Source organism: Flavobacterium sp. KBS0721 (genome assembly GCF_002007065.3).
Taxonomy (GTDB): Bacteria; Bacteroidota; Bacteroidia; order Flavobacteriales; family Flavobacteriaceae; genus Flavobacterium; species Flavobacterium piscis.
In genome coordinates this window covers 1,311,327-1,333,213 of sequence record NZ_CP042170.1, presented here as the reverse complement: position 1 = coordinate 1,333,213, position 21,887 = coordinate 1,311,327, and the positions used below count along the sequence as shown (strand labels likewise).

The 21,887-nt window shown below is 32.3% G+C and carries 19 protein-coding genes; 13 read left to right on the top strand and 6 right to left on the bottom strand.

Going from position 1 to position 21,887, the window contains the following annotated elements:
* Positions 1–34 precede the first annotated feature (34 nt).
* Positions 35–4,579, top strand: a complete 4,545-nt coding sequence (locus tag B0M43_RS05985) for a leucine-rich repeat domain-containing protein (protein WP_246860201.1) — start codon at positions 35–37, stop codon at positions 4,577–4,579.
* Positions 4,580–4,656: 77 nt separating this feature from the next.
* On the opposite strand, the gene B0M43_RS05980 is transcribed toward B0M43_RS05985, so the two are convergent.
* Both B0M43_RS05980 and B0M43_RS05975 read right to left on the bottom strand, forming a co-directional pair.
* Positions 4,657–5,514 carry an MBL fold metallo-hydrolase gene (locus B0M43_RS05980; RefSeq protein ID WP_078006490.1) on the bottom strand — a complete coding sequence of 286 codons (858 nt, stop codon included), beginning with the start codon at positions 5,512–5,514 and terminating at the stop codon, positions 4,657–4,659.
* 195 nt (positions 5,515–5,709) lie between these two features.
* Complete coding sequence (locus tag B0M43_RS05975) at positions 5,710–6,636, bottom strand: hypothetical protein (RefSeq protein ID WP_078006491.1); 927 nt, start codon at positions 6,634–6,636, stop codon at positions 5,710–5,712.
* A 372-nt stretch (positions 6,637–7,008) separates the two neighbouring features.
* On the opposite strand from B0M43_RS05975, the gene B0M43_RS05970 reads away from it, so the two are divergent.
* From B0M43_RS05970 to sufD, 5 genes are all read left to right on the top strand, one after another.
* Entirely contained in the window at positions 7,009–7,338 is a 330-nt protein-coding gene (locus B0M43_RS05970; protein ID WP_065451634.1) for an iron-sulfur cluster assembly accessory protein, read from the top strand.
* Positions 7,339–7,406: 68 nt separating this feature from the next.
* The gene (sufB, locus tag B0M43_RS05965) at positions 7,407–8,855 is read left to right on the top strand and encodes a Fe-S cluster assembly protein SufB (protein WP_065451635.1); all 1,449 of its coding nucleotides are present in this window, start codon (positions 7,407–7,409) and stop codon (positions 8,853–8,855) included.
* Between the two features lie 7 nt (positions 8,856–8,862).
* Positions 8,863–9,351 (top strand): flavodoxin family protein, encoded by a 489-nt coding sequence (locus tag B0M43_RS05960; protein ID WP_078006492.1) that lies wholly within the window; start codon positions 8,863–8,865, stop codon positions 9,349–9,351.
* A gap of 14 nt (positions 9,352–9,365) precedes the next feature.
* Positions 9,366–10,112: a Fe-S cluster assembly ATPase SufC gene (sufC, locus tag B0M43_RS05955; protein WP_065451637.1), complete on the top strand. Its 747-nt coding sequence runs from the start codon at positions 9,366–9,368 to the stop codon at positions 10,110–10,112.
* A 66-nt stretch (positions 10,113–10,178) separates the two neighbouring features.
* On the top strand, positions 10,179–11,495 hold the full coding sequence (gene sufD, locus B0M43_RS05950) for a Fe-S cluster assembly protein SufD (protein WP_065451639.1): 1,317 nt from the start codon (positions 10,179–10,181) through the stop codon (positions 11,493–11,495).
* A 120-nt stretch (positions 11,496–11,615) separates the two neighbouring features.
* Here sufD and B0M43_RS05945 read toward each other — a convergent pair whose 3' ends face one another.
* A complete protein-coding gene (locus B0M43_RS05945; protein WP_078006493.1) occupies positions 11,616–12,965 on the bottom strand; it encodes a serine hydrolase in 1,350 nt (449 codons plus the stop codon).
* Between the two features lie 221 nt (positions 12,966–13,186).
* Here B0M43_RS05945 and B0M43_RS05940 point away from each other — a divergent pair, with 221 nt between their 5' ends.
* The 7 genes from B0M43_RS05940 to B0M43_RS05910 all read left to right on the top strand — a co-directional run bounded on the left by B0M43_RS05940 (position 13,187) and on the right by B0M43_RS05910 (position 17,940).
* Positions 13,187–14,401, top strand: a complete 1,215-nt coding sequence (locus B0M43_RS05940) for an aminotransferase class V-fold PLP-dependent enzyme (protein WP_065451641.1) — start codon at positions 13,187–13,189, stop codon at positions 14,399–14,401.
* A gap of 80 nt (positions 14,402–14,481) precedes the next feature.
* Positions 14,482–14,835, top strand: a complete 354-nt coding sequence (locus tag B0M43_RS05935; protein ID WP_246860200.1) for a hypothetical protein — start codon at positions 14,482–14,484, stop codon at positions 14,833–14,835.
* 2 nt (positions 14,836–14,837) lie between these two features.
* Positions 14,838–15,263, top strand: coding sequence for a SufE family protein (locus B0M43_RS05930; protein ID WP_078006495.1), 426 nt, complete (start codon positions 14,838–14,840; stop codon positions 15,261–15,263).
* A 194-nt stretch (positions 15,264–15,457) separates the two neighbouring features.
* Positions 15,458–15,868 (top strand): GxxExxY protein, encoded by a 411-nt coding sequence (locus tag B0M43_RS05925; protein ID WP_078006974.1) that lies wholly within the window; start codon positions 15,458–15,460, stop codon positions 15,866–15,868.
* Between the two features lie 138 nt (positions 15,869–16,006).
* Complete coding sequence (locus B0M43_RS05920; RefSeq protein WP_055097577.1) at positions 16,007–16,330, top strand: SUF system Fe-S cluster assembly protein; 324 nt, start codon at positions 16,007–16,009, stop codon at positions 16,328–16,330.
* Positions 16,331–16,401: 71 nt separating this feature from the next.
* Positions 16,402–16,911: a DUF2480 family protein gene (locus B0M43_RS05915; RefSeq protein WP_078006496.1), complete on the top strand. Its 510-nt coding sequence runs from the start codon at positions 16,402–16,404 to the stop codon at positions 16,909–16,911.
* A gap of 78 nt (positions 16,912–16,989) precedes the next feature.
* Positions 16,990–17,940 carry a DUF3078 domain-containing protein gene (locus tag B0M43_RS05910; RefSeq protein ID WP_078006497.1) on the top strand — a complete coding sequence of 317 codons (951 nt, stop codon included), beginning with the start codon at positions 16,990–16,992 and terminating at the stop codon, positions 17,938–17,940.
* Positions 17,941–18,095: 155 nt separating this feature from the next.
* On the opposite strand, the gene hflX is transcribed toward B0M43_RS05910, so the two are convergent.
* From hflX to B0M43_RS05895, 3 genes are all read right to left on the bottom strand, one after another.
* Positions 18,096–19,328, bottom strand: a complete 1,233-nt coding sequence (gene hflX / locus B0M43_RS05905; protein WP_065451644.1) for a GTPase HflX — start codon at positions 19,326–19,328, stop codon at positions 18,096–18,098.
* A 188-nt stretch (positions 19,329–19,516) separates the two neighbouring features.
* Entirely contained in the window at positions 19,517–20,383 is an 867-nt protein-coding gene (locus B0M43_RS05900; RefSeq protein WP_065451645.1) for a hypothetical protein, read from the bottom strand.
* 138 nt (positions 20,384–20,521) lie between these two features.
* Positions 20,522–21,871: a DUF5689 domain-containing protein gene (locus B0M43_RS05895; RefSeq protein WP_078006498.1), complete on the bottom strand. Its 1,350-nt coding sequence runs from the start codon at positions 21,869–21,871 to the stop codon at positions 20,522–20,524.
* Between the last annotated feature and the right edge of the window lie 16 nt (positions 21,872–21,887).

Genomic DNA, 21,887 nt, shown 5'->3' with positions numbered 1-21,887 from the left:
ATACTTGCGCTATAAAAAATGCAGATACTACTCTATGAAAACAAAACTACTCTTGTTATTCTTATTATCAAATTTCTTTCTTCATGCTCAATACACCTCAATTCCTGATGCTAATTTTGAAAAAAAATTAATAGCGCAAGGGATAGATAAAGGAAATATAGACGGAAAAGTCCTAACTTCTAGCATTGCCAATTTGACTGTTCTTGATTTATCTAATCGAATGAACGATCCGTCATCAAACAATATATTAGATTTAACCGGAATTCAGGATTTTAAGAAATTAACACATCTAAATTGTAGCTATAATTCCATTTCAACCGTAGATATATCTGCCCTTAAAGAGTTAAATATCTTAAGCTTCTATAGAAACAATTTAGTAGCATTAGATATTTCTAATAGCAAAAATCTAACGTTTTTAGACGTACAAATGAATAAACTAAAAGCGATTAATGTTAGTGAAAACATTAATCTGAGAACTTTCTATTGTACTATGAATGAAATTGAAAGTTTAGATATTAGTAAAAACATCAGTCTTACAGATTTAAGTTGTTATCAAAATCCTATAGTCGGACTAGATGTAAGCAAAAATACTGCCTTAAAAAGTTTAAGCTGTGGTTTAAATAGCAAACTAAAAACTCTTAATCTTTCTGCCAACAAAGCCTTAACTCGTCTCGATTGTTCTGCCTCATCATTGGTAAATTTGGATGTTTCGGGCAATCCAAATCTAACAGAATTTAAATGTGATAATAATTATTCTTTGACTAGTTTGAATTTAAAAAATGGAAATAATACCAAATTAACTGTCTTTGATATTACCAGAAGCGATATGTTGCGATGCGTTCAAGTGGACGATCCTCTATATGCCGACAGATATTGGCTTAGATATAAAGAAGCGACTGCTACTTTTAGTAGCAATTGTTATGGTTACACTACAATTCCAGATTCTAATTTTGAAGATAGATTGATTTCTTTAGGAATTGACAAAGATGGCAAAAATGGTAAGGTTTTAACCTTTAGTATTGAAAAAACAGGGATGTTAGATTTGGGTTTTAAATCTATTTCAGATCTTACGGGAATTCAAGATTTTACAAATCTACAAGTTCTATATTGCAACTCGAATCAAATTACCAATTTAGATCTTTCAAAAAATACCAAACTTACCAATTTAATTGCCAACTCAAACAAATTAACAAATTTAAGCTTGGCAAAAAACACTGCTCTGATCGAACTGAATGTAGATTCTAATTTATTAACAGATTTGAATGTTTCAGATAATAAAGCTTTATTGAATTTATCTTGTGCTTCTAATCAAATAACACAATTAGATTTAAATTTAAACACTTCTTTAAAAAGTTTAAATTGTTCAAATAATAAACTGACAAACTTAAATTTAAAAAACAATAATAATACTATTTTAACAACTCTTGATTTAAGAATAAATCCATCTTTAAGCTGTATTTTAGTAGATAACAAAACCTTTTCTGATACGAATTGGGCGAGCAAAAAAGACGCTACTGCAAATTTTAATCATTCTACTTGTGATGTCTATACTTTAATACCCGATCCTAAATTTGAAGCTAAATTAATTTCATTAGGTATTGATTCTGGAGATATTGATGGAAAAGTGCTAACTGCAAGTATTAGTTCAATTACTAATTTAGATGTCTCTTCCAGTTCAATCATTAATTTAAAAGGAATTGAAAATTTCACTTCTCTAAAAAATTTAATTTGTTATGAGAACAGAATAACCAATTTGGATCTTTCTCAAAATTATGACCTGATTTATTTAAACGCTGATAAAAATGCTTTGACAACAATAAATCTTTCTAAAAACACTTTATTGAAAGATTTAATTTTAAGTAATAATAATCTATCTTCTGTAAATGTTTCTAACAACTTCAATCTTGTTAACTTCAATTGTGCTAGCAATAAACTTCTTACAGTTGATGTAGCAAAAAATACAAAATTAGTTAGTTTTAATTTTAATGGAAACCAATTAAAAACATTAGATATCTCTAAAAATACGGTTTTAACGACTTTAGATTGCGGAGGAAATCAATTTGCATTTTTGGATTTTTCAAAAAATACCACTCTGATTAATTTAAACTGCAACAGAAATCAGCTTGAATATTTGAATTTAAAAAATGGAAAAAATAATATTTTAATTGAACCTGACTTTAAAAACAATCCAAAACTGATTTGTATTTTAGTAGACAATGCCTCTTATTCAGATACAAATTGGGTTAATTCTAAAGAATCAATTGCAAGTTTTAATGAGGTTACTTGTTCCGTTTTAATACCAGATGCTTATTTTGAAGATAAATTAATTAGACTTGGCATTGATAAAGATGGAAAAAATGGTCAAATTTCTATATCAAGTGTTCAAGGTGTTACTTCTTTAAATGTGGCAAGCAGTTCAATATCTAATTTAACAGGAATTGAACATTTCAAAGATTTGGAAATTTTAGAATGTGCTGGAAATAATTTTACAGCTTTAGATCTATCTAAAAATATTAAATTAAAAGAGCTAAGTTTTGGAATGAACAAACTAACAAGCATTGATCTATCAAAAAATACAGCTTTAACAAACTTAACTTGTTATTCTAACCTTTTGACTAATCTTGATACTTCGTCTAATACTGCTTTGAAAATTTTAGCCTGTGACAGAAATAAGTTAACAAGTTTAAATGTATCTAAAAATAGCTCGTTAACTTATCTAGATTGCTCGCAAAACCAATTAACAACTTTAGATGTTAGCCAAAATACAGCACTTGGTAATTTAGATTGTTCAACAAATCAACTTACAAGTCTTGATATTTCAAAAAATTCATCTTTAACCTGGTTTCTATGCAAATCTAACAAAATTGAAACATTGGATGTTTCTGGCAATCTTAACTTAAAACAATTAACCTGCTCTGATAATAGATTAAAAAGCATTGATGTTACTAAAAATAACGCATTGACAATACTAGAGTGTAGCACTAATAATCTGGAATCTGTAAATGCAAAAAACGGAAATAATAAAAGTTTATTGAGAGCTTACTTTGGATATAATCCTAATCTTTATTGCATTTTGGTAGACAATGCAGCGTATTCGTATGCAAATTACACCATATGGAGTAAGGATAAAGAAGCGACTTATTCGGATACTTTTTGCGACAACACTTTTACCTTAATTCCTGACTCTAATTTTGAAGATATCTTGATAAAAAATGAAATTGATACTGATGGAAAAAATGGAAAAGTACTAACTAAAAGCATTGCTTCGGTTACAACTTTGCACATTTTATCAAATTCTATTTCAGATTTGACCGGTATACAAGATTTTAAAAACCTTGAATCTTTAAATGTTGATAACAATAAGCTGAAGACGATAGATGTATCTAAAAACTTGTTATTAACATCTTTTTCCTGTAGCGAAAATCAATTGACAAACCTAGACGTTTCAAAAAATACGCTACTAGTAGAACTTTATTGCAGTAAAAATCAATTAACAAGTTTAGATATTTCAAATAATACAGCTTTGAAAGCCGTACGCTGCGATAATAATCAATTGAAAAATCTGGATATTACTAAAAATAAAGAGCTCGGAACTTTGTATTGTAATTCTAATCAACTCGAAAGCTTAAACTTAAAAAATGGAAATAATGTCGGATTATATGACACTAATTTTACATCAAATCCAAAATTAACCTGTATCAGTGTCGATAATTCTGCGTTTTCAGCTTATTACTGGAAAACAAGCAAAGATAACATTGCTACCTTTAGCACAAATTTATGCCAATCAGACACTTATGCATTGATTCCGGATCCTAATTTTGAAAAAAAATTAATCGATTTAGGAATTGATACTGATGGCTTAAATGGAAAAATCACAATTACAGACGCAAGTTCTCTTACTTCTTTAGATCTTTCAAACAGCAATATAAAAGATCTGACCGGAATAGAATATTTTACTTCATTAACTACTCTGGATGTCAGCAATAATCAATTGACAACTTTAGATGTAAGTAAGAATATTGAATTAGAAACATTAAACGCTTCTTCAAATCAGCTTACCACATTAGACTTATCTAAAAATACTAAATTGACAATTGTATATACCTTAAATAATCCATTGGTTTCATTAAATCTAAGAAATGGAAACAATAGCAACTTTATTCTACCGTCAAATACTGGTAAAAAATCGGCTTCTGGGATTTACACATCCTTTTTAGGTCTTAAAACTCTTGGTTGTATTCAAGTTGATGATCAGAATTATTCAAATACAAATTGGTCAAGTATCAAGGAATCGACTACTACTTATGCTAATAGCTGCAAAAATTTAAGCAGTCCCGAATCTGCTTTTAATAATGTTATTATACATCCAAACCCAACAAAAGGGGAGTTAAATATTCAAAATGTAAATTTAGGAAAAGCTAATGTCTATAACACTTTGGGACAACTTGTAAAATCATTTACATTAAATCCAAGTAATACCGATAACACAATTAATTTATCTGGCTTGCCAAAGGGAATTTATTATATATACTTAATCAATCAAGACGCAGCTTCGGCTAAAAAAGTGATTGTAGAATAAATCATATGTAGTTAAACTAAAAAATCCCGTTTTCAAAATAGTGAAAACGGGATTTTTTTATGTTTTTGAATTATCTCTTAAAGAACTTCTTCGCAGGTAAAAACCTCTTTCAATCGAACACCTTTCTCCGTATGTTCAACTGTTATAATTTGATTGTGTGCGTCATGCTCTAAGAACAAATAATAATTATTATCCGCTGCTGCATTCAAAAATTTCGATTTTTCCGGCATTGTCAATAAAGGTCTTGTGTCGTAACCCATAACATAGGGCAACGGAATATGTCCGGCTGTCGCCAGTAAATCGGCACAAAAAACAATGGTTTTATCATTATATTGAATGTGCGGAATCATTTGTTTTTCAGTATGACCGTCGACGTAATAAATTCCGAAATTCATTTCTTCCGAAAAGCCAAAATCAGATTCAGGACGTTTTATAAAATTCAATTGTCCGCTTTCCTGCATTGGTAAAATGTTCTCTGATAAAAAAGAAGCTTTTTCGCGGGCGTTGGGTTTTGTTGCCCAATTCCAATGATTTACGTTCGTCCAAAATTTAGCATTTTTAAAAGCCGGTTCATAAAATGTTTTATCTGAGTTCCATTGTACACTTCCTCCACAATGGTCAAAATGCAAATGCGTCATAAAAACATCCGTAATATCATCTCGGCTAAAACCATATTTCGCCAATGATTTATCTATCGAATGAGATCCCCAAAGCGAATAATAACCAAAAAACTTTTCAGATTGCTTATCGCCCATTCCGGTATCAATTAAAATCAATCGGTTTCTATCTTCGATCAGTAAACAACGTGCAGCAATATCAATTAAATTATTGCCATCTGCAGGATTGGTTTTGTTCCAGATTGTTTTTGGTACAACACCAAACATGGCGCCGCCATCTAACTTAAAATTTCCGGATTCTATTGGGTAAAGTTTCATGAGAAAAAATTTCTAGTATTAAAAACAAAGCTAGGAAATCCAATCTCTTTATACTAAGCATTCTTTAAATAATATTTTTTTGTATATATAAAGATTGCCCACTGATTGATTTTTATTAAAATTTAAGTTTTAAATCCGAAATTAAACAGCGACAACCCGCTAAATCCGTATAATCCGTGGGCTAAAAGTCAGCGATTATTCAAGCGTAATCGAAGTACTTCCCATTATTTCCTGTTTGTCGAAGAAGTTGACAAAATAAGTTCCTTTTTTAAATGCACTTTCATCAGCATTTAAAATCCCGTAAACATTTGCCGCTTTTCCCTGAAAATCTACGGCCACAATAAAACTATAAACCAGAGCTTTATCATTTCCAAATTCAATTAATTTATTTTCACCCAGAACCTTATTTTTCTGATCTAAAACCTGAATATAAAAAACTTTTTTTCCTGTTTTTGCAACAGCATTCCCATTAACAGAAAAACTTACTTTTAGCTTTTTAGTATTTTTTGCTTTCTGTGTCTCCAGTTCTTGTCCCGATTTTTTTTCCTTAAGCGCTATTACACTAAAATTATTTGTCACCAGCTTCGAAGCATCTTTTAAGGTCGATTCTAATTTTTTTTGTTTAGAAACCAAAGTGTCATTCTCTGTCTTTTGTTTGTACATGACGACATTCTGACTTTCTATTTCGCTAAGTAAATTTTTATTCTGAGATTTTAATTTTTTAATTTCAATCACTTTAGATTCTAATGCGATTTTCATGTCTGAAAGCTGTTTTCGATATACCTGAATTTGCTCAGCAGAAGGATTTTTAGAAGCTTTTATAATTTCCATCAGGTTTTCGATGTTTCTTTTTTCAAGTTCTAATTGTTGAGACAAAGAAGTTTTCTCTAAAATAGCTACATCATAAGCTAGTTTTAAAGTACTTAAAGAATCTAAAATATTTTTTTGAGAAAGTGACTCAGAACTTGATTCACTAAATTTCTGATCTGTTGCTATCTTCTTGATTTTCTTATCAGTCTCATGTAATTCTTCACTAAAAATAAAGACTGTAGCACCTATTCCAAAAACAAAAAATACTGACAAAAGTGCTTTAATCCACTTATTTATGTATTGTTTTTTCATAATTCCTCCCAATTTTTCGCAAAAGTAACAATAAAAAAATGTCTGTAATGCGTATAAATACGCTTTTTTAACACTTAGTAGTAACTATTAACAAGTAAATATTATAAAATTGACAGCTTTTTAAATTTTCGATAAAAAATGCTTATAAACAAATAAACCACATTAACAATGATATTTGATTTAGCAATATAACTAATATCTATTTTAACATTTGTTATAATAATGTGAAGCGTTATGGAAAAAGGTTTTTAAGTCGTATCTTTGCAGATAATTTTATTTCAACATTGAAAGACAGCACTTTAAAATGTAATCAATTAATTACGATTTTGAAATGCAGATTTAAATGAAAGCAAAAAATAAATACCATAAACAATGATAAAAGTTTCTGATACAGCCAAAAAGAAAATCATCGACTTGATGAAAGATGATGGTTTTGATGCTGCACACGACTATGTAAGAGTAGGCGTGAAAAGTGGCGGATGCTCTGGTTTGTCTTATGATTTAAAATTTGACAAAGCCAAAGGCGACGACGATAAAATATTTGTAGACAACGACATAACGATTGCAGTTGAAAAAAAATCATTTCTATATTTAGCCGGAACAATTCTTGAATTTTCAGGCGGATTAAACGGAAAAGGTTTTGTGTTTAACAATCCAAATGCAAGCAGAACTTGTGGTTGCGGAGAATCTTTTTCGCTATAAATTAAAGTCTAAAAGCAAAAATTTAAACGATTAAGAAATTTATTTTAAGCGTTTTAAAAAACTAAAAAATGTCAAAATACACAGAAGACGATTTAAAAATCGAACTCGAAACGAAAGAATACGAATACGGATTTTATACCGATATAGAATCGGAGACGTTTCCTATTGGCTTAAACGAAGATATCGTAAGAGCTATTTCTCTTAAAAAAGAAGAGCCGGAATGGATGACCGAATGGCGCATCGAGGCTTTTCGTGCCTGGAAAGAAATGATTGAACCGGAATGGGCAAATGTTCATTATGTAAAACCAGACTTTCAGGCGATTTCTTATTATTCAGCTCCAAAACAAGTAGATCCAAACAAAACTTTGGATGATGTAGATCCGGAACTTTTAGAAATGTACAAAAAGTTAGGAATCTCTGTAGACGAACAAAAAATGATGAACAATGTCGCTATGGATATTGTGGTCGATTCTGTTTCTGTGGCTACTACTTTCAAGAAAACATTAGGAGAAAAAGGAATTATTTTCTGTCCTATTTCTGAAGCTATCAAAGAACATCCAGAATTAGTTCGTAAATATTTAGGAACAGTTGTACCTCAAAAAGACAACTTCTACGCAGCATTAAACTCAGCGGTTTTCTCTGACGGAAGTTTCTGTTATATTCCAAAAGGCGTTCGTTGCCCAATGGAACTTTCAACGTATTTCAGAATCAATCAGGCAGGAACAGGACAATTCGAAAGAACACTTGTTATTGCAGATGCAGGAAGTTACGTATCTTACCTTGAAGGTTGTACGGCTCCAAGTCGTGACGAAAATCAATTGCACGCTGCTGTGGTTGAATTAATCGCTTTGGATGATGCAGAAATTAAATATTCTACTGTTCAAAACTGGTTTCCTGGAAACAAAGAAGGAAAAGGTGGAGTTTACAACTTCGTAACCAAAAGAGGTTTATGCGAAACAAACGCTAAAATTTCATGGACGCAAGTAGAGACTGGTTCTGCTGTAACCTGGAAATATCCTTCTTGTGTATTAAAAGGAGATAATTCAGTAGGAGAATTTTATTCTATTGCTGTTACCAATAATTACCAACAAGCAGATACCGGAACTAAAATGATCCATTTAGGTAAAAACACTAAATCGACTATTATTTCTAAAGGTATTTCGGCTGGTAAATCACAAAACAGTTACCGTGGATTAGTGCAGATTAGCCCTAGAGCTGAGAATGCAAGAAACTTTTCGCAATGTGATTCCTTATTAATGGGTAACAATTGTGGAGCGCATACTTTCCCTTATATTGAAAGTAAAAATCCATCGGCTAAAATCGAGCACGAAGCAACTACAAGTAAAATTGGAGAAGATCAGGTTTTTTATTGCAACCAAAGAGGTATCCCGACTGAAAAAGCGATTGCCTTAATTGTAAATGGTTTCAGTAAAGATGTATTGAACAAATTACCAATGGAATTTGCCGTTGAAGCTCAAAAATTATTAGAGATTTCTTTGGAAGGATCTGTTGGATAATTGAAAGATGGGAAGTAAAAAAGTCATCATTTTAGGTTCAGCCAGAAAAAACGGAAACACAACAAAAATTGTCGATGAAATTGCAAAAGAATCGGGAATTGATGTGATTGACTTAAGTGATTATAATATTTCTCATTATGATTACGAAAGCAAAAACAGAGAAGATGATTTTCTGCCTTTAATAAGAAGAATACTCGAAGAGTATGACACTTTAATTTTTGCAACGCCCATATATTGGTATAATATGAGTGGAATAATGAAGATGTTCTTTGATCGTTTTTCGGATTTAATCCGAATTGAAAAAGAAACCGGACGAAAGCTTAGAGGAAAGAAAATTGGTGTGATATCAAATTCACACGACAACGAAATTGAAGAGAGTTTTTACATTCCGTTCAAAAAAACAGCCGATTATTTAGGCATGGAATATTTAGGACACGCGCATTTTAATGCGAACATCCTGAACCAAACAACAAAAATAGAATTGACATTTATATAAAAATAAAAAAAACAATGTTATCAATAAAAAACCTTCACGCCGGAATTGGTGATAAAGAAATCCTTAAGGGAATTAATATAGAAGTTAAAGCTGGCGAAGTACACGCTATCATGGGACCAAACGGTTCTGGAAAAAGTACACTTTCTGCCGTTATCGCAGGAAACGAAAACTACGAAGTTACTGACGGACAGGTTTTCCTTGACGGAGAAGATCTTGCTGATCTTGCTCCTGAAGAAAGAGCACACAAAGGAGTTTTCCTTTCGTTTCAATATCCTGTAGAAATTCCTGGAGTTAGCGTAACTAACTTCATGAAAACTGCCATCAACGAAACTCGTAAAGCAAACGGTCAAGCCGAAATGCCGGCTAACGAAATGCTGAAAGTTATTCGTGAGAAATCAGAATTATTAGAAATCGATCGTAAATTTTTATCTCGTTCTTTAAACGAAGGTTTTTCTGGAGGAGAGAAAAAAAGAAACGAGATTTTTCAAATGGCAATGTTAGAACCAAAATTGGCTATCCTTGACGAAACCGATTCTGGTCTTGATATCGATGCTTTGAGAATTGTGGCTAACGGAGTTAACAAATTGAAAAGCGAGAAAAACGCAATTATCGTAATCACGCACTACCAACGTTTGCTAGATTATATCGTTCCGGATTTCGTTCACGTTCTTTACAACGGAAGAATCGTAAAATCTGGCGGAAAAGAATTGGCTTACGAATTGGAAGAAAAAGGATACGACTGGATTAAAGCAGAAAACTAGTTTACAGTTACAGTTTGCAGTTTGCAAAAACTCATAACTCATAACTTATAACTTACAACTACGAAAATGGATTTAAAAGAAAAATTAGTATCGTCTTTTATGGCTTTTGAAGAGCGTGTCGATGTACATTCAGATTTGCATGACATTCGCACAAATGCCTTAAAAAACTTCGAAAATAAAGGTTTCCCAACCAAAAAAGAAGAAGCTTGGAAATATACATCCCTAAACGCCATCTTAAAAAATGACTTTACGGTTTTTCCTAAACAGGAAAATGCAATCGAATTTAATCAGGTAAAAAAATACTTTTTACACGAAATCGACACTTATAAATTAGTGTTTATTGATGGCGTTTTTAGTTCGCATTTGTCTTCTACGACGCATGACGGAATTGATGTTTGCCTGATGTCATCGGCTTTGACTAAACCAAAATATAAAATGGTTATAGACAAATATTTCAACCAAATTGCAAGTAAAGACGAAAGCTTGACTTCGTTGAATACAGCTTTTGCAAGTGAAGGAGCCTTCATTAATATTCCACAAAAGAAAGTCGCTGACAAACCTATCGAGATCATGTATTTCTCAACAGGAAACGAAGCTGCTTTATTGGTTCAGCCAAGAAATTTGGTTATTGTGGGTGAAAATTCACATGTTCAGATTATCGAACGTCACCAGAGTTTGAATGAAAATCCGGTTTTAACCAATTCGGTTACAGAGATTTTTGCTCAAAAACGTGCGATTGTTGACTATTACAAAATTCAAAACGATAATAGCGAGGCGAATTTAGTTGATAACACTTATGTTTCGCAACAGCAGGAAAGTCACGCTTATGTACATACTTTTTCGTTTGGAGGAAATTTAACGCGTAACAATTTGAATTTTTATCACTTTGGTGAAAGATTGACAAGTACGCTTAACGGAATCACGATTCTTAACGATAAACAACACGTTGATCATTATACTTTAGTAAAACATTCACAACCAAATTGCGAAAGTTTCCAGGATTATAAAGGAATTTTTTCTGATCGTTCAACAGGAGTTTTCAACGGAAAAATATTGGTAGAAAGAGAAGCTCAAAAAACAAATGCTTTCCAAAAAAGCAACAACATTTTATTGAGTGACAAAGCAACTATCAATGCAAAACCGCAATTAGAAATTTTTGCTGATGACGTAAAATGTTCTCACGGTTGTACTATTGGACAATTAGATGAAACGGCTATGTTCTACATGCAATCACGTGGTATTCCTAAAAAAGAAGCAAAAGCTTTATTGATGTACGCATTCTCAAATGCCGTTATTGAAAGCATTAAAATACCGGAATTGAAACAAAGAATTACTAAAATCATTGCCGTAAAATTAGGTGTGAATTTAGGATTTGATTTGTAATAAGCTTAACCGCAATCCCGATAGCTATCGGGAGAAAAGATTTACGCAAGGTTCGCAAAGTTTTTATATAAGCTTTGCGAACTTTGCGGTTTTATACTTTGCGCTCTTTGCGGTTAAATTTTATTTTTTTACTGCAGAAATCACATCTTTCAAAAAACCATTAAAATCAAATCCCTGATCGTCTTCTTTCAAACCCATTCTCACGATTACCATATCTAGTGAAGGAATAATCGCCACCATTTGTCCTTGGTAACCGCTGCAATAAAACATATCACGAGGAACATCCGGAAATTTTCCTCCGGCATTTAGCCAAAACTGTGCTCCATATTTTCTTTCAGAAGTATTTGTTGGTGTAGCGGTGTATTTAACCCAGCTTTCATCAAGGATTTGTTCGCCGTTCCAGTTTCCTTTATGAAGATATAATAATCCAAATTTCGACCAATCTCTGGCCGTTGCCCAGGCATAAGATGAGCCTACAAAAGTTCCTGCCATATCTTGTTCCACAATCATAGAATTCATTCCAATTTTATCGATTACGGCACTGTACCAAAAATCAAGATATTCCTGTTGTGTTTTAAACTGACTTTTTAAAATTCCGGACAATAAATTGGTTGTTCCTGATGAATAATTCCAATGTGTGTTGGGCTTAAATTGAGCCGGTTTTTCGCGCTGTACTTTGGCCATATCTCCAGATTGAAAGAGCATTATTGTTGCGTCGCAAATTTTACTGTAATTCTCTTCCCATTCTAAACCGGAATTCATATGCAGCAAATCGTTTACAGTAATGATTTTACGTTCGTCATTTTGCCATTCTGCAATTGGTGCAGGTTTGTAAATATCAATTTTACCTTGTTTGACTAAAACTCCAAAAGCCGAATTGGTAATACTTTTTGTCATCGACCAGCCTAAAATTTTACTGTCTTTATTAAAGTCCTTATCGTATTGTTCGGCTATCAATTTGTCTTTATACAAAACTACAACGGCGCGTGTTCTTTTTGCTTTTCCTCCATTTTTATCGAAAGAATCGTCAACCATTTTTTTTAATTTCGAATAATCTACATTCGAAAATAGCGTATCTTTTGGTTCATTATTACCGTAAGGAAAAGGCAAATTATTGACTAATTTAGTTCGTTTAGGAAGCAGATAAGGTTTCGAAATATCATAATCATCATCAATTAAAGTTGCTCCTAAACCTTCACGATAAATCGCCTTTCTTTCTTTTAAACCATAAACAGAAGATGTTGCAAATTTTCCGGCTTCATCAATTGTATTTGATGCCAATTCCATTAAAGGAATATCATTATCGCTTTTTTCGATTAATTCTTTCGACCGATGATCTAAGAAATGTCCCGAAGCAATACTTTTTGCCGAAAAGCCAGAGATTAATTCAAGCTTTGGATAAGTAGTAAATCCAAAATAAAAAAGTACAATCAGAAAAACAAGTGCCAGTAACCTGAGGATTTTTTTCATATTCACAAAAGATATTTTTACTGCAATATAAATAATTTATAGTCACGATTTTAGCATCTAATTTACATTTTGAATTCACATAATTTACAAAACACAACTTAATTTTACAGAATCAACATTCAAGACTTCGATTGATAGTGCCATAAAAGGAAATTATAGTTTTGATGGATAAACCAATTTAGTTTTAGTACTTTTGTAAATAGAATTTTTCTAAATAAGACATGCTAGATATCCAAAAAATAAGAGCTGATTTTCCGATACTTTCGGAAAAAGTAAACGGAAAACCATTAGTATATTTCGATAACGGAGCAACCTCACAGAAACCACAAATTGTGATCGATGCGATTGCGACCTATTATCAGGAAATAAATGCCAACATTCACCGTGGTGTTCACACACTAAGTCAATTGGCGACTGATGCTTACGAAATTTCAAGAGTAAAAATCCAACATCATATCAATGCTAAGTTGTCTCACGAAGTACTTTTTACTTCAGGAACAACATTCGGAATCAATTTAGTAACGAATGGTTTTGCTTCGATTTTAAAACCAGGCGATGAAGTAATTGTTTCCTCTTTGGAGCATCATAGCAATATTGTGCCTTGGCAAATGTTGTGTGAGAAAACCGGAGCAACTCTTAGAGTTATTCCAATGAATGAAGACGGTGAATTGATTATGGAAGCTTTTGAGGCTTTGCTATCAGAAAAAACTAAAGTTGTAACTGTAAATCATATTTCGAACGCATTAGGAATCATCAATCCTATAAAATATATGATCGAAAAAGCACACGCTGTTGGCGCTGCAGTTTTGATCGATGGTGCGCAGGCTGTTCCGCATTTAAAACCGGATGTTCAGGATTTAGATTGTGATTTTTATGCCTTTTCGGGACATAAAATGTGCGGTCCGACCGGAACTGGAATTTTATACGGAAAAGAAGAATGGTTAAACAAATTGCCTCCTTATCAGGGTGGCGGAGAAATGATCAAAGAAGTTACTTTCGAAAAAACTACTTATGCTGATCTTCCTCATAAATTTGAAGCCGGAACTCCAAATATTGCCGGCGGAATTGTTTTAGGAACTGCTGTTGATTATTTAAACAATATTGGTTTCCATAACATTCAAAAACAAGAAGAAAAATTACTAGAACATGCTACAAAGCGTCTTTTAGAAATAGAAGGTCTAAAAATTTACGGAACCGGAAAAAATAAAGCTTCTGTAGTTTCGTTTAATATAGATGGAATTCATCCTTACGATATTGGTTCAATTATCGACAAATTAGGAATTGCCGTTAGAACCGGACATCATTGTGCACAACCCATCATGAACTTTTTCTGCATTCCCGGAACAATCCGCGCTTCGTTTTCTTTCTACAATACAATAGAAGAAATTGATGCAATGGTTGAAGCGGTGAAGAAAGCAAAAACCATGTTAAGCTAAAAAAAATTATGAGAATACTATCTTTATTGCTTTTAACGATTTTCATCGGAACAAGCTGCTCTAGCCAAAAAACAAGCGATATGACATCAACACAAATGGAATATTCGGCTGTTTCAAGAGGCCTGTATAAATTGGTAATTGTTCAAAATAAAACAGTTTCGGTTACCAATGGTAAAAATACGCAGCCAGTAGTAACTAACTTAAGTGATGCTCAATGGAAAGAGATTGTAGCGGAATTTTCGAAAATTAATTTACAAAGTATTCCAACATTAAAAGGACCTACTGAAAAACGTTTTTATGATGGTGCCGCGATTGGAAATTTAAAAATAGTTCAGAATCAGAAGATCTACGAAACGCCAGGTTTTGACAATGGCTATCCTCCAAAGGAAATAGAAAAATTGGTAAATTTGCTCGTAGGTTTCACGAAAGAATAATTATGACAATAAAAGAAATACAAAACGAAATAATAGATGAATTCTCGATGTTCGACGATTGGATGCAACGCTACGAGTACATCATCGAATTAGGAAAAAGTCTTCCTTTGATTCAAGAAGAATACAAAACAGAAGAGAATTTAATCAAAGGCTGTCAATCGAAAGTTTGGCTGCAAGGAGAACAAAAAGACGATAAAATTGTTTTTACTGCAGATAGTGACGCGATTTTAACCAAAGGAATTATCGCCATTTTAATTCGTGCGTTTTCGAATCAAAAAGCAGAAGACATTATAAATGCCGATACTCAGTTTATTGACGAAATTGGTTTAAAAGAGCATTTATCTGCCACTCGCGCAAACGGATTAGTTTCGATGATTAAGAATATCAAAATGTACGCTTTGGCTTTTGATGCTAAAAATAGAAATTAATACAGGCTGGATTTTAAACCATATAAGTTCATATTAGAAATATAAGCTTTGCGTTTACGGATCGTCTAAGGTAAATATAAGAAGAAAAAAAGTAAGCTTTTAAAATGAACTTATATTACTTAAATGGTGGAAAAAAAACAAAAAAAGTAAGCTTTATCTTTCTTTTTTATTTCTTATTATTGCTAAAAAAGCTTATGATAACGAAGAAATATTTGAAAGATTTAATTTACCATGTTAACGGAGCAGCAATTGAAGTTCATAAAAATATTGGAGCGGGACTTTTGGAGAACATTTATCATCAATGCATGATTAAGGAATTGTCTTTAAAAGGAATTAATTTTCAATCTGAATTGGTAATTCCTGTTGAATACAAAGGTCTCCAACTAGAATCAGATTTAAGATGTGATTTATTTATAGAAAATTGTTTAGTTGTCGAATTAAAATCTGTTGATCAGATCATACCCGTTCATATTGCAAAATTAATGTCTTATATGAAGTTGTTGAAATGCCCTATCGGATTAATGATAAATTTCAACGTTACCAATATTTATCACGAGGGTCAAAAAACATATGTCAACGAATTATATCGCTGGTTAGAAGATTAAAATTAAAATTACACCAATATAAGAGATTAAAAGCATATTGCTTAAATGATCTGGAAACATTTATAGAGTTGCGGAATGCCCCCTTATAAAATGAACTTATATCACTTATATGGTGGAAAAAAAATAAAAACAAAGAAAATGGAACAAGAAATAGACACAAACGAATTAGGGGAATCAATTGTAAAGGTTTTAAAAAGCATTTACGATCCTGAGATTCCTGTAGACATATATGAGTTAGGATTAATTTATGACGTAATGGTAAATACAGATTACGAAGTAAAAATCCTGATGACATTAACATCTCCTAACTGTCCGGTTGCGGAAAGTTTACCAAGAGAAGTAGAAGAAAAAGTAAAAACAATCGAAAACATTAAAGATGTTGATGTTGAAATTACTTTCGATCCGCCATGGAGTAAAGATTTAATGAGCGAAGAAGCAAAATTAGAATTAGGAATGCTTTAAAAAAGTATACAGTTTTCAGTCTCAGTTTCAGTTTTCACTGTGACTGAGACTGCAACTGAAAACTAAATAAAATGGAAGAAATTATCAATAAAGTTGCCAATAGTGCCTTAGAAGTTTTTGATCTTGAGGATTATTATCCAAAAGGAGCGCGTGTGCAAATTGACATTTCGCAATGGCTTTTAGAAGGATTTTTATTGAAAGAAAAAGACTTTAGAGAACACTTAAAAAATCACGATTGGTCGCAATATCAAGATCAATATGTGGCTATAAACTGCAGTACAGATGCTATTGTTCCTGCCTGGTCGTCTATTTTGGTAGCGATTCAATTAGCGCCTTATGCTAAAAAAGTAGTCAACGGAACTATCGAAGATTTAAATGCAAGCTTATATGAAGAGATTCTAAGCAAACTTGATTATTCTGACTACAAAAACAAACCTGTTATTGTAAAAGGCTGTTCGAAAAAACCGGTTCCAACTCGCGCGTATATTTTAGCCGCAACTTACCTGCAACCTTTTGCAAGAAGTATTATGTACGGCGAAGCTTGCTCAGCAGTACCTTTATACAAAGAATCTAAGAAATAACTTTCTTTACGGTCGATAATCCCAAAGCTTTTAACGGTTTTTTAGTATATTTGTTCTTATACATTTAAACTATATACCATGAGAAAGCTAACATTATTACTTTTTATTTTAGCGAACTTAACTTTTGTTCAAGCCCAAAATTCTGAAAAAGAATTAATCCAAAACACTGAAAAAGCAGTAAAAAAAATTAATGATACTATCGAGGGAGAAGGCTGGAAAGCAAAAGGAACAGTTTCTCTTTTGCTAAACCAATCGAGCTTTAATAACTGGATTGCAGGAGGTGAAGATAGCTTTTCAGGAACTCTGGGAATCAACTATGATTTCAATTACAAAAAGGACGATCTTACCTGGGATAATAAAGTTTTAGCTTCTTACGGACTTTTACAAACTAAAAATGCCGACTACGAAAAAAAGACTGATGACCGTCTTGAATTCAACTCAATCCTTGGAAAAAGAGCTTTTGGCGAATGGTATTACTCTTATTTCGTGAATTTCAGGACTCAGTTTACAACCGGTTACTTATATGGCAAGGATGAGAACGGAAAGGAGATTAGAACAGAAAACACCCAATTTATGTCTCCTGGTTATCTTACTACAGGTCCGGGTATTTACTGGACAAAGGATGATAATCTAAAAATTAACTTTGCGCCTTTAACCTCTAAATTTACATTTGTAGATGGCGCTTATACTGCAGGAATCGACAGATCAACGGGATTGCCTTATGTAAGTGGTGATTATTTTGGTGTAGATGCTAATAAAACCATGCGTTACGAATTAGGTTTCTATGCATCGGTTTATTACAAATTGGCGATCATGACCAATGTAACTGCAGAGAATACTTTGAATTTATATTCTAATTATTTAGAAGATCCACAAAATGTAGATATCAATTACTCTTTGAATATTATCATGAAAGTAAACAAATTTTTATCTGCTAATTTATCCTTCCAGGCCATTTATGATGATAATGCTTTTCAGGGTTTTCAAACCAGAGAAGTATTTGGTTTAGGAGTTAATTTCGGATTCTAATCTGTAAATTTTACCGCAAAGAGCGCAAAGATTTTTATATTACATTATCATAAAACTGCAAAGTTCGCAAAGCTAAATCAACATCCAGCTTTGCGAACTTTACATTTATAAATAAGCTTTGTAAAAAAACCTTTGCGCTCTTTGCGGTAAAAATTTTATTCTTCTTCTTCCTTCTCGATTGCATCTTTATAATCCGGATACAAGAATTTATTATATGGAAATCTCGTAATATGAATTTGTCTTACAGCTTCGTAAACTCTTTCTCTAAATTCCTCAAAATTTTCTTTATTGGTTGCCGAAATAAACAGTGCATTATCTTCGCCTAAACGATGCATCCAGGTACTTTTCCACTCTTCAAGTGTGTAATGTCTTGGCGTTTTTTCAGTCATTAAATCATCCTCATCGATTGTCAAGTGTTTGTAGGCATCAATTTTATTAAAAACCATAATAACCGGTTTTTCATTTGCTTTAATATCCTGCAAAGTCTGGTTTACGGATGCAATATGATCTTCAAAATCAGGATGTGAAATGTCTACAATGTGCAATAACAAATCTGCCTCGCGAACCTCATCCAGTGTACTCTTAAAAGAATCTACCAATTGAGTCGGCAATTTTCTGATAAAACCTACTGTGTCTGACAATAGAAAAGGTAAGTTTTTAATCACTACTTTTCGAACTGTTGTATCAAGAGTTGCAAATAATTTATTCTCAACAAAAACATCACTTTTACCTACTGCATTCATCAATGTTGACTTCCCAACATTGGTATATCCTACGAGAGCCACACGAACCATTGCACCACGGTTACTGCGTTGAACACCCATTTGTTTATCGATCGTTTTTATTTTGTCTTTTAAAAGAGCAATACGATCACGAACAATACGTCTGTCTGTTTCAATCTCGGTTTCTCCGGGTCCACGCATTCCAATTCCTCCTTTTTGACGCTCAAGGTGTGTCCACATACCAGAAAGTCTAGGCAATAAATACTGACATTGCGCCAGTTCTACCTGCGTTCTTGCATACGAAGTTTCGGCTCTTTGAGCAAAAATATCAAGAATAAGGTGGGTTCTGTCTAAGATTTTACAATCTATAATTTTAGAGATATTTTTTTGCTGAGATGGCGATAATTCATCATCAAAAATTAAAGTCGATATGTCGTTTTCTTTTACAAAAAGATTGATTTCTTCAATTTTCCCTGTTCCAACAAAAGTCTTAGGATTGGGACGTTCCATTTTTTGCGAAAAGCGTTTAATAACTTCACCTCCTGCGGTAAAGGTCAAAAACTCCAATTCATCCAGATATTCGTTAAGTTTTTCTTCACTTTGATTTTGAGTCACGATACCAACAATGGCAGTTTTCTCAAAATTTATAATTTCTTTTTCTAACATAGCTTTGAATAAGGTGCAAATTTAATGATTTGTAAGGTACTAATGCTTATAGAATTCCGTTTTTAAGTTCTATTTGGGAAATTAGTGTTTCTCTAAAAAAAGCAAACCATTTAAAAATTCAGAATTCTAAGAATTTAATCTTAACAAAACTTAATTTTTAAATGGCCTTTTTTTAAAGAAGCACGTTTTTATTCGTAAATAAAAGTTTTTTCAGTTTTTACAATTCCGTTTTCTTCAATCTGCGAACAAGAGATTGGAAAGTTTAGTTTATTGTATTTGTATTTTCTGCTCACCCCCACTAAAACGGTAGATGACGGACTAAAGTTCATTTCATTATTATACGATATTGCTTCAAAACTAAATTCTTCTTCATGATACGAAATCATGGGTACAATTACTTTATAATTGTCACCAAACAAGCTCTGAACAATTAATTGATCTACCGATTTTTTATCATCAAAAGTATAAGTTTTAGAAATTTTATCGCCTACCAATCCTTTGTGTTTTACAACATTATCATTTACGTAAACATATTCAATTTTACCAATAATAGCTTTGTTTCTGTCTCTTGTAGTACGTCGTACAATAATACCGTTTTCTACGATATATTCGTTATCATCAACAACATTCTGGTGATTCGTACTCTTTTTGGTAATTACTTTTACTCGTGCTCCTTCGTAGCCAAAAGTTACTGTTTTGGTAATATAGTCATTACCTTCCTGGTATTTTTTAACGAATTTTGTAATATTATTATCCGCATCGTAAGAGTAGTTTACGACTTCTTTCCATTCGCTTCCAATCTTATCTTTTACAGTCTTATCAAGCAATCCTTTTGTATTGTAAAAAAAGTGCTGAACAACATCTGATGTTGTAATGGTTTCTATTTTTCCGTCTTTAAAAACAACTGTTTTGTTGACAATTTCACCGTCTTTAGAATTTTGGTAATTTGTTTTTACAATGTTGATTTGTTTTAATCTAACAGGGGCATTTTGATCCTGACTGTGCAACAAGCATGGAAAAACCATCATCATGATGGCGATAAAGTAGGTTTTCATGTAGTATTTGTATTGATTTGGGATGACCAAAATACAAAATTCAATTAAATTTTAACAGTTTAAAACTTAAAAACAACACACAATTAAATTATCATTTAAAAATCAGCACTTTAATTTCAGTTTTTAAAATTGAACACCTTATTTTTCTCCAAAAATTTTAACATCATCAACCATAAAAGCGCCATTCAATGTTTTATCCTTTCCTGAACCTACATATCGAAACGCAATATGAATATTTCCTGAATAAGCAGATAAATCTATTCCGCCGGAACTTATAAATTGTCTTGTTGGTGTTGACAATGAAGGTAAATTTGCTTCTAATTTTGTCCATTTTGCCTTTGTGACACTTGATCCGTCAAAATTAGTGGAGATGTAAACTTCTAATGCATTTAAGGGTGAGTCAACTTTAAGATCGTGTTGAGCACTTCTAAAAGATAATACGGCATTTTTATACCCAGTCATGTTTATTTTGGGAGTGACCAACCAGGCAACATTCTCTGCAGCTGTTGTACTGGTGGTATTAAATTCTGCGTACCCATTTCCGGCATACAACATACTTTTCCATATTTTTGAAGCTTTTTCAACAATATTGCTCCAACCCGGCAGTGTAAAATTTACATTGTTTTTTACCGATTGAAAATCTTCTGCAAAAAACGGAACAGTTCTTTTTCCATTCATTACTAAATCTTTTTCTGACCTGATCATTAATTGATAATCCGATCCAAATTTTGTCAAGATCCCTCTTACCTTTCCGCTTCCTTCCGGTACGATATGATCAGCAAAACTGGCGTAACTGCTTGTTCTGAAAATAATCTGATTACCTGTTTTATCCCGTAAATTCCAATTGGTTGAACCTCCAACATTATTGGATTCTTCAAAATAATGGCGACCAATTGCCTCTTCAGTAAATTGCACATCTGTTAGCTCAACCAAAGTATTGAGTTTATCATCATTTAGTGCTTCTTCAATAGAAATTGACTGAACCAGTTGGCTTTCATCAATTAGTGTGCAGGAAGCATTCAGAACATTTTTATAATCATTTTGTGAAACCCTGCCAATAGTGGGATCACCAGCATTACTTACGTACAGACTTCCAATTCGCATTCCTCCAAAATATAAATCTGTAAACTGGTTTTTAAGTTTTATATACACTTTATTTCCAATGCGAAAATCAATGTAAGTGTTAGAAACATCAACAGGGATGCTAAATCCAATTGCAGGCACTTTATCCGTTGCTAATGTTTGAAAAGAAATGGCTTTAAAAAAATTGCCTCCTTCATCACTCGATACTACATAAGCCTCAATGATATCATTGTAATTATATTGTTTTGGAACTGAACCTGAAAGATCCTTAACTTTTAGAACCGATTGATTAACTATTAAATCAGGCTGTGTACATTCTAGCTTTGGAATTTCAACTTCATTATTACAACCATAAAAAAAGGAAATTGAAAACGTTAAAAAAGGGATTAAATATCTATTTTTCATTTTGAATGTGTTTTTA

What these genes read in the sequence shown, in the direction of transcription:
- B0M43_RS05985 (WP_246860201.1), top strand. Translation starts at nt 35, where the DNA reads ATGAAAACAAAACTACTCTTGTTATTCTTATTATCAAATTTCTTTCTT.
- B0M43_RS05980 (WP_078006490.1), bottom strand. Translation starts at nt 5,514, where the DNA reads ATGAAACTTTACCCAATAGAATCCGGAAATTTTAAGTTAGATGGCGGC.
- B0M43_RS05975 (WP_078006491.1), bottom strand. Translation starts at nt 6,636, where the DNA reads ATGAAAAAACAATACATAAATAAGTGGATTAAAGCACTTTTGTCAGTA.
- B0M43_RS05970 (WP_065451634.1), top strand. Translation starts at nt 7,009, where the DNA reads ATGATAAAAGTTTCTGATACAGCCAAAAAGAAAATCATCGACTTGATG.
- sufB (WP_065451635.1), top strand. Translation starts at nt 7,407, where the DNA reads ATGTCAAAATACACAGAAGACGATTTAAAAATCGAACTCGAAACGAAA.
- B0M43_RS05960 (WP_078006492.1), top strand. Translation starts at nt 8,863, where the DNA reads ATGGGAAGTAAAAAAGTCATCATTTTAGGTTCAGCCAGAAAAAACGGA.
- sufC (WP_065451637.1), top strand. Translation starts at nt 9,366, where the DNA reads ATGTTATCAATAAAAAACCTTCACGCCGGAATTGGTGATAAAGAAATC.
- sufD (WP_065451639.1), top strand. Translation starts at nt 10,179, where the DNA reads ATGGATTTAAAAGAAAAATTAGTATCGTCTTTTATGGCTTTTGAAGAG.
- B0M43_RS05945 (WP_078006493.1), bottom strand. Translation starts at nt 12,965, where the DNA reads ATGAAAAAAATCCTCAGGTTACTGGCACTTGTTTTTCTGATTGTACTT.
- B0M43_RS05940 (WP_065451641.1), top strand. Translation starts at nt 13,187, where the DNA reads ATGCTAGATATCCAAAAAATAAGAGCTGATTTTCCGATACTTTCGGAA.
- B0M43_RS05935 (WP_246860200.1), top strand. Translation starts at nt 14,482, where the DNA reads ATGACATCAACACAAATGGAATATTCGGCTGTTTCAAGAGGCCTGTAT.
- B0M43_RS05930 (WP_078006495.1), top strand. Translation starts at nt 14,838, where the DNA reads ATGACAATAAAAGAAATACAAAACGAAATAATAGATGAATTCTCGATG.
- B0M43_RS05925 (WP_078006974.1), top strand. Translation starts at nt 15,458, where the DNA reads ATGATAACGAAGAAATATTTGAAAGATTTAATTTACCATGTTAACGGA.
- B0M43_RS05920 (WP_055097577.1), top strand. Translation starts at nt 16,007, where the DNA reads ATGGAACAAGAAATAGACACAAACGAATTAGGGGAATCAATTGTAAAG.
- B0M43_RS05915 (WP_078006496.1), top strand. Translation starts at nt 16,402, where the DNA reads ATGGAAGAAATTATCAATAAAGTTGCCAATAGTGCCTTAGAAGTTTTT.
- B0M43_RS05910 (WP_078006497.1), top strand. Translation starts at nt 16,990, where the DNA reads ATGAGAAAGCTAACATTATTACTTTTTATTTTAGCGAACTTAACTTTT.
- hflX (WP_065451644.1), bottom strand. Translation starts at nt 19,328, where the DNA reads ATGTTAGAAAAAGAAATTATAAATTTTGAGAAAACTGCCATTGTTGGT.
- B0M43_RS05900 (WP_065451645.1), bottom strand. Translation starts at nt 20,383, where the DNA reads ATGAAAACCTACTTTATCGCCATCATGATGATGGTTTTTCCATGCTTG.
- B0M43_RS05895 (WP_078006498.1), bottom strand. Translation starts at nt 21,871, where the DNA reads ATGAAAAATAGATATTTAATCCCTTTTTTAACGTTTTCAATTTCCTTT.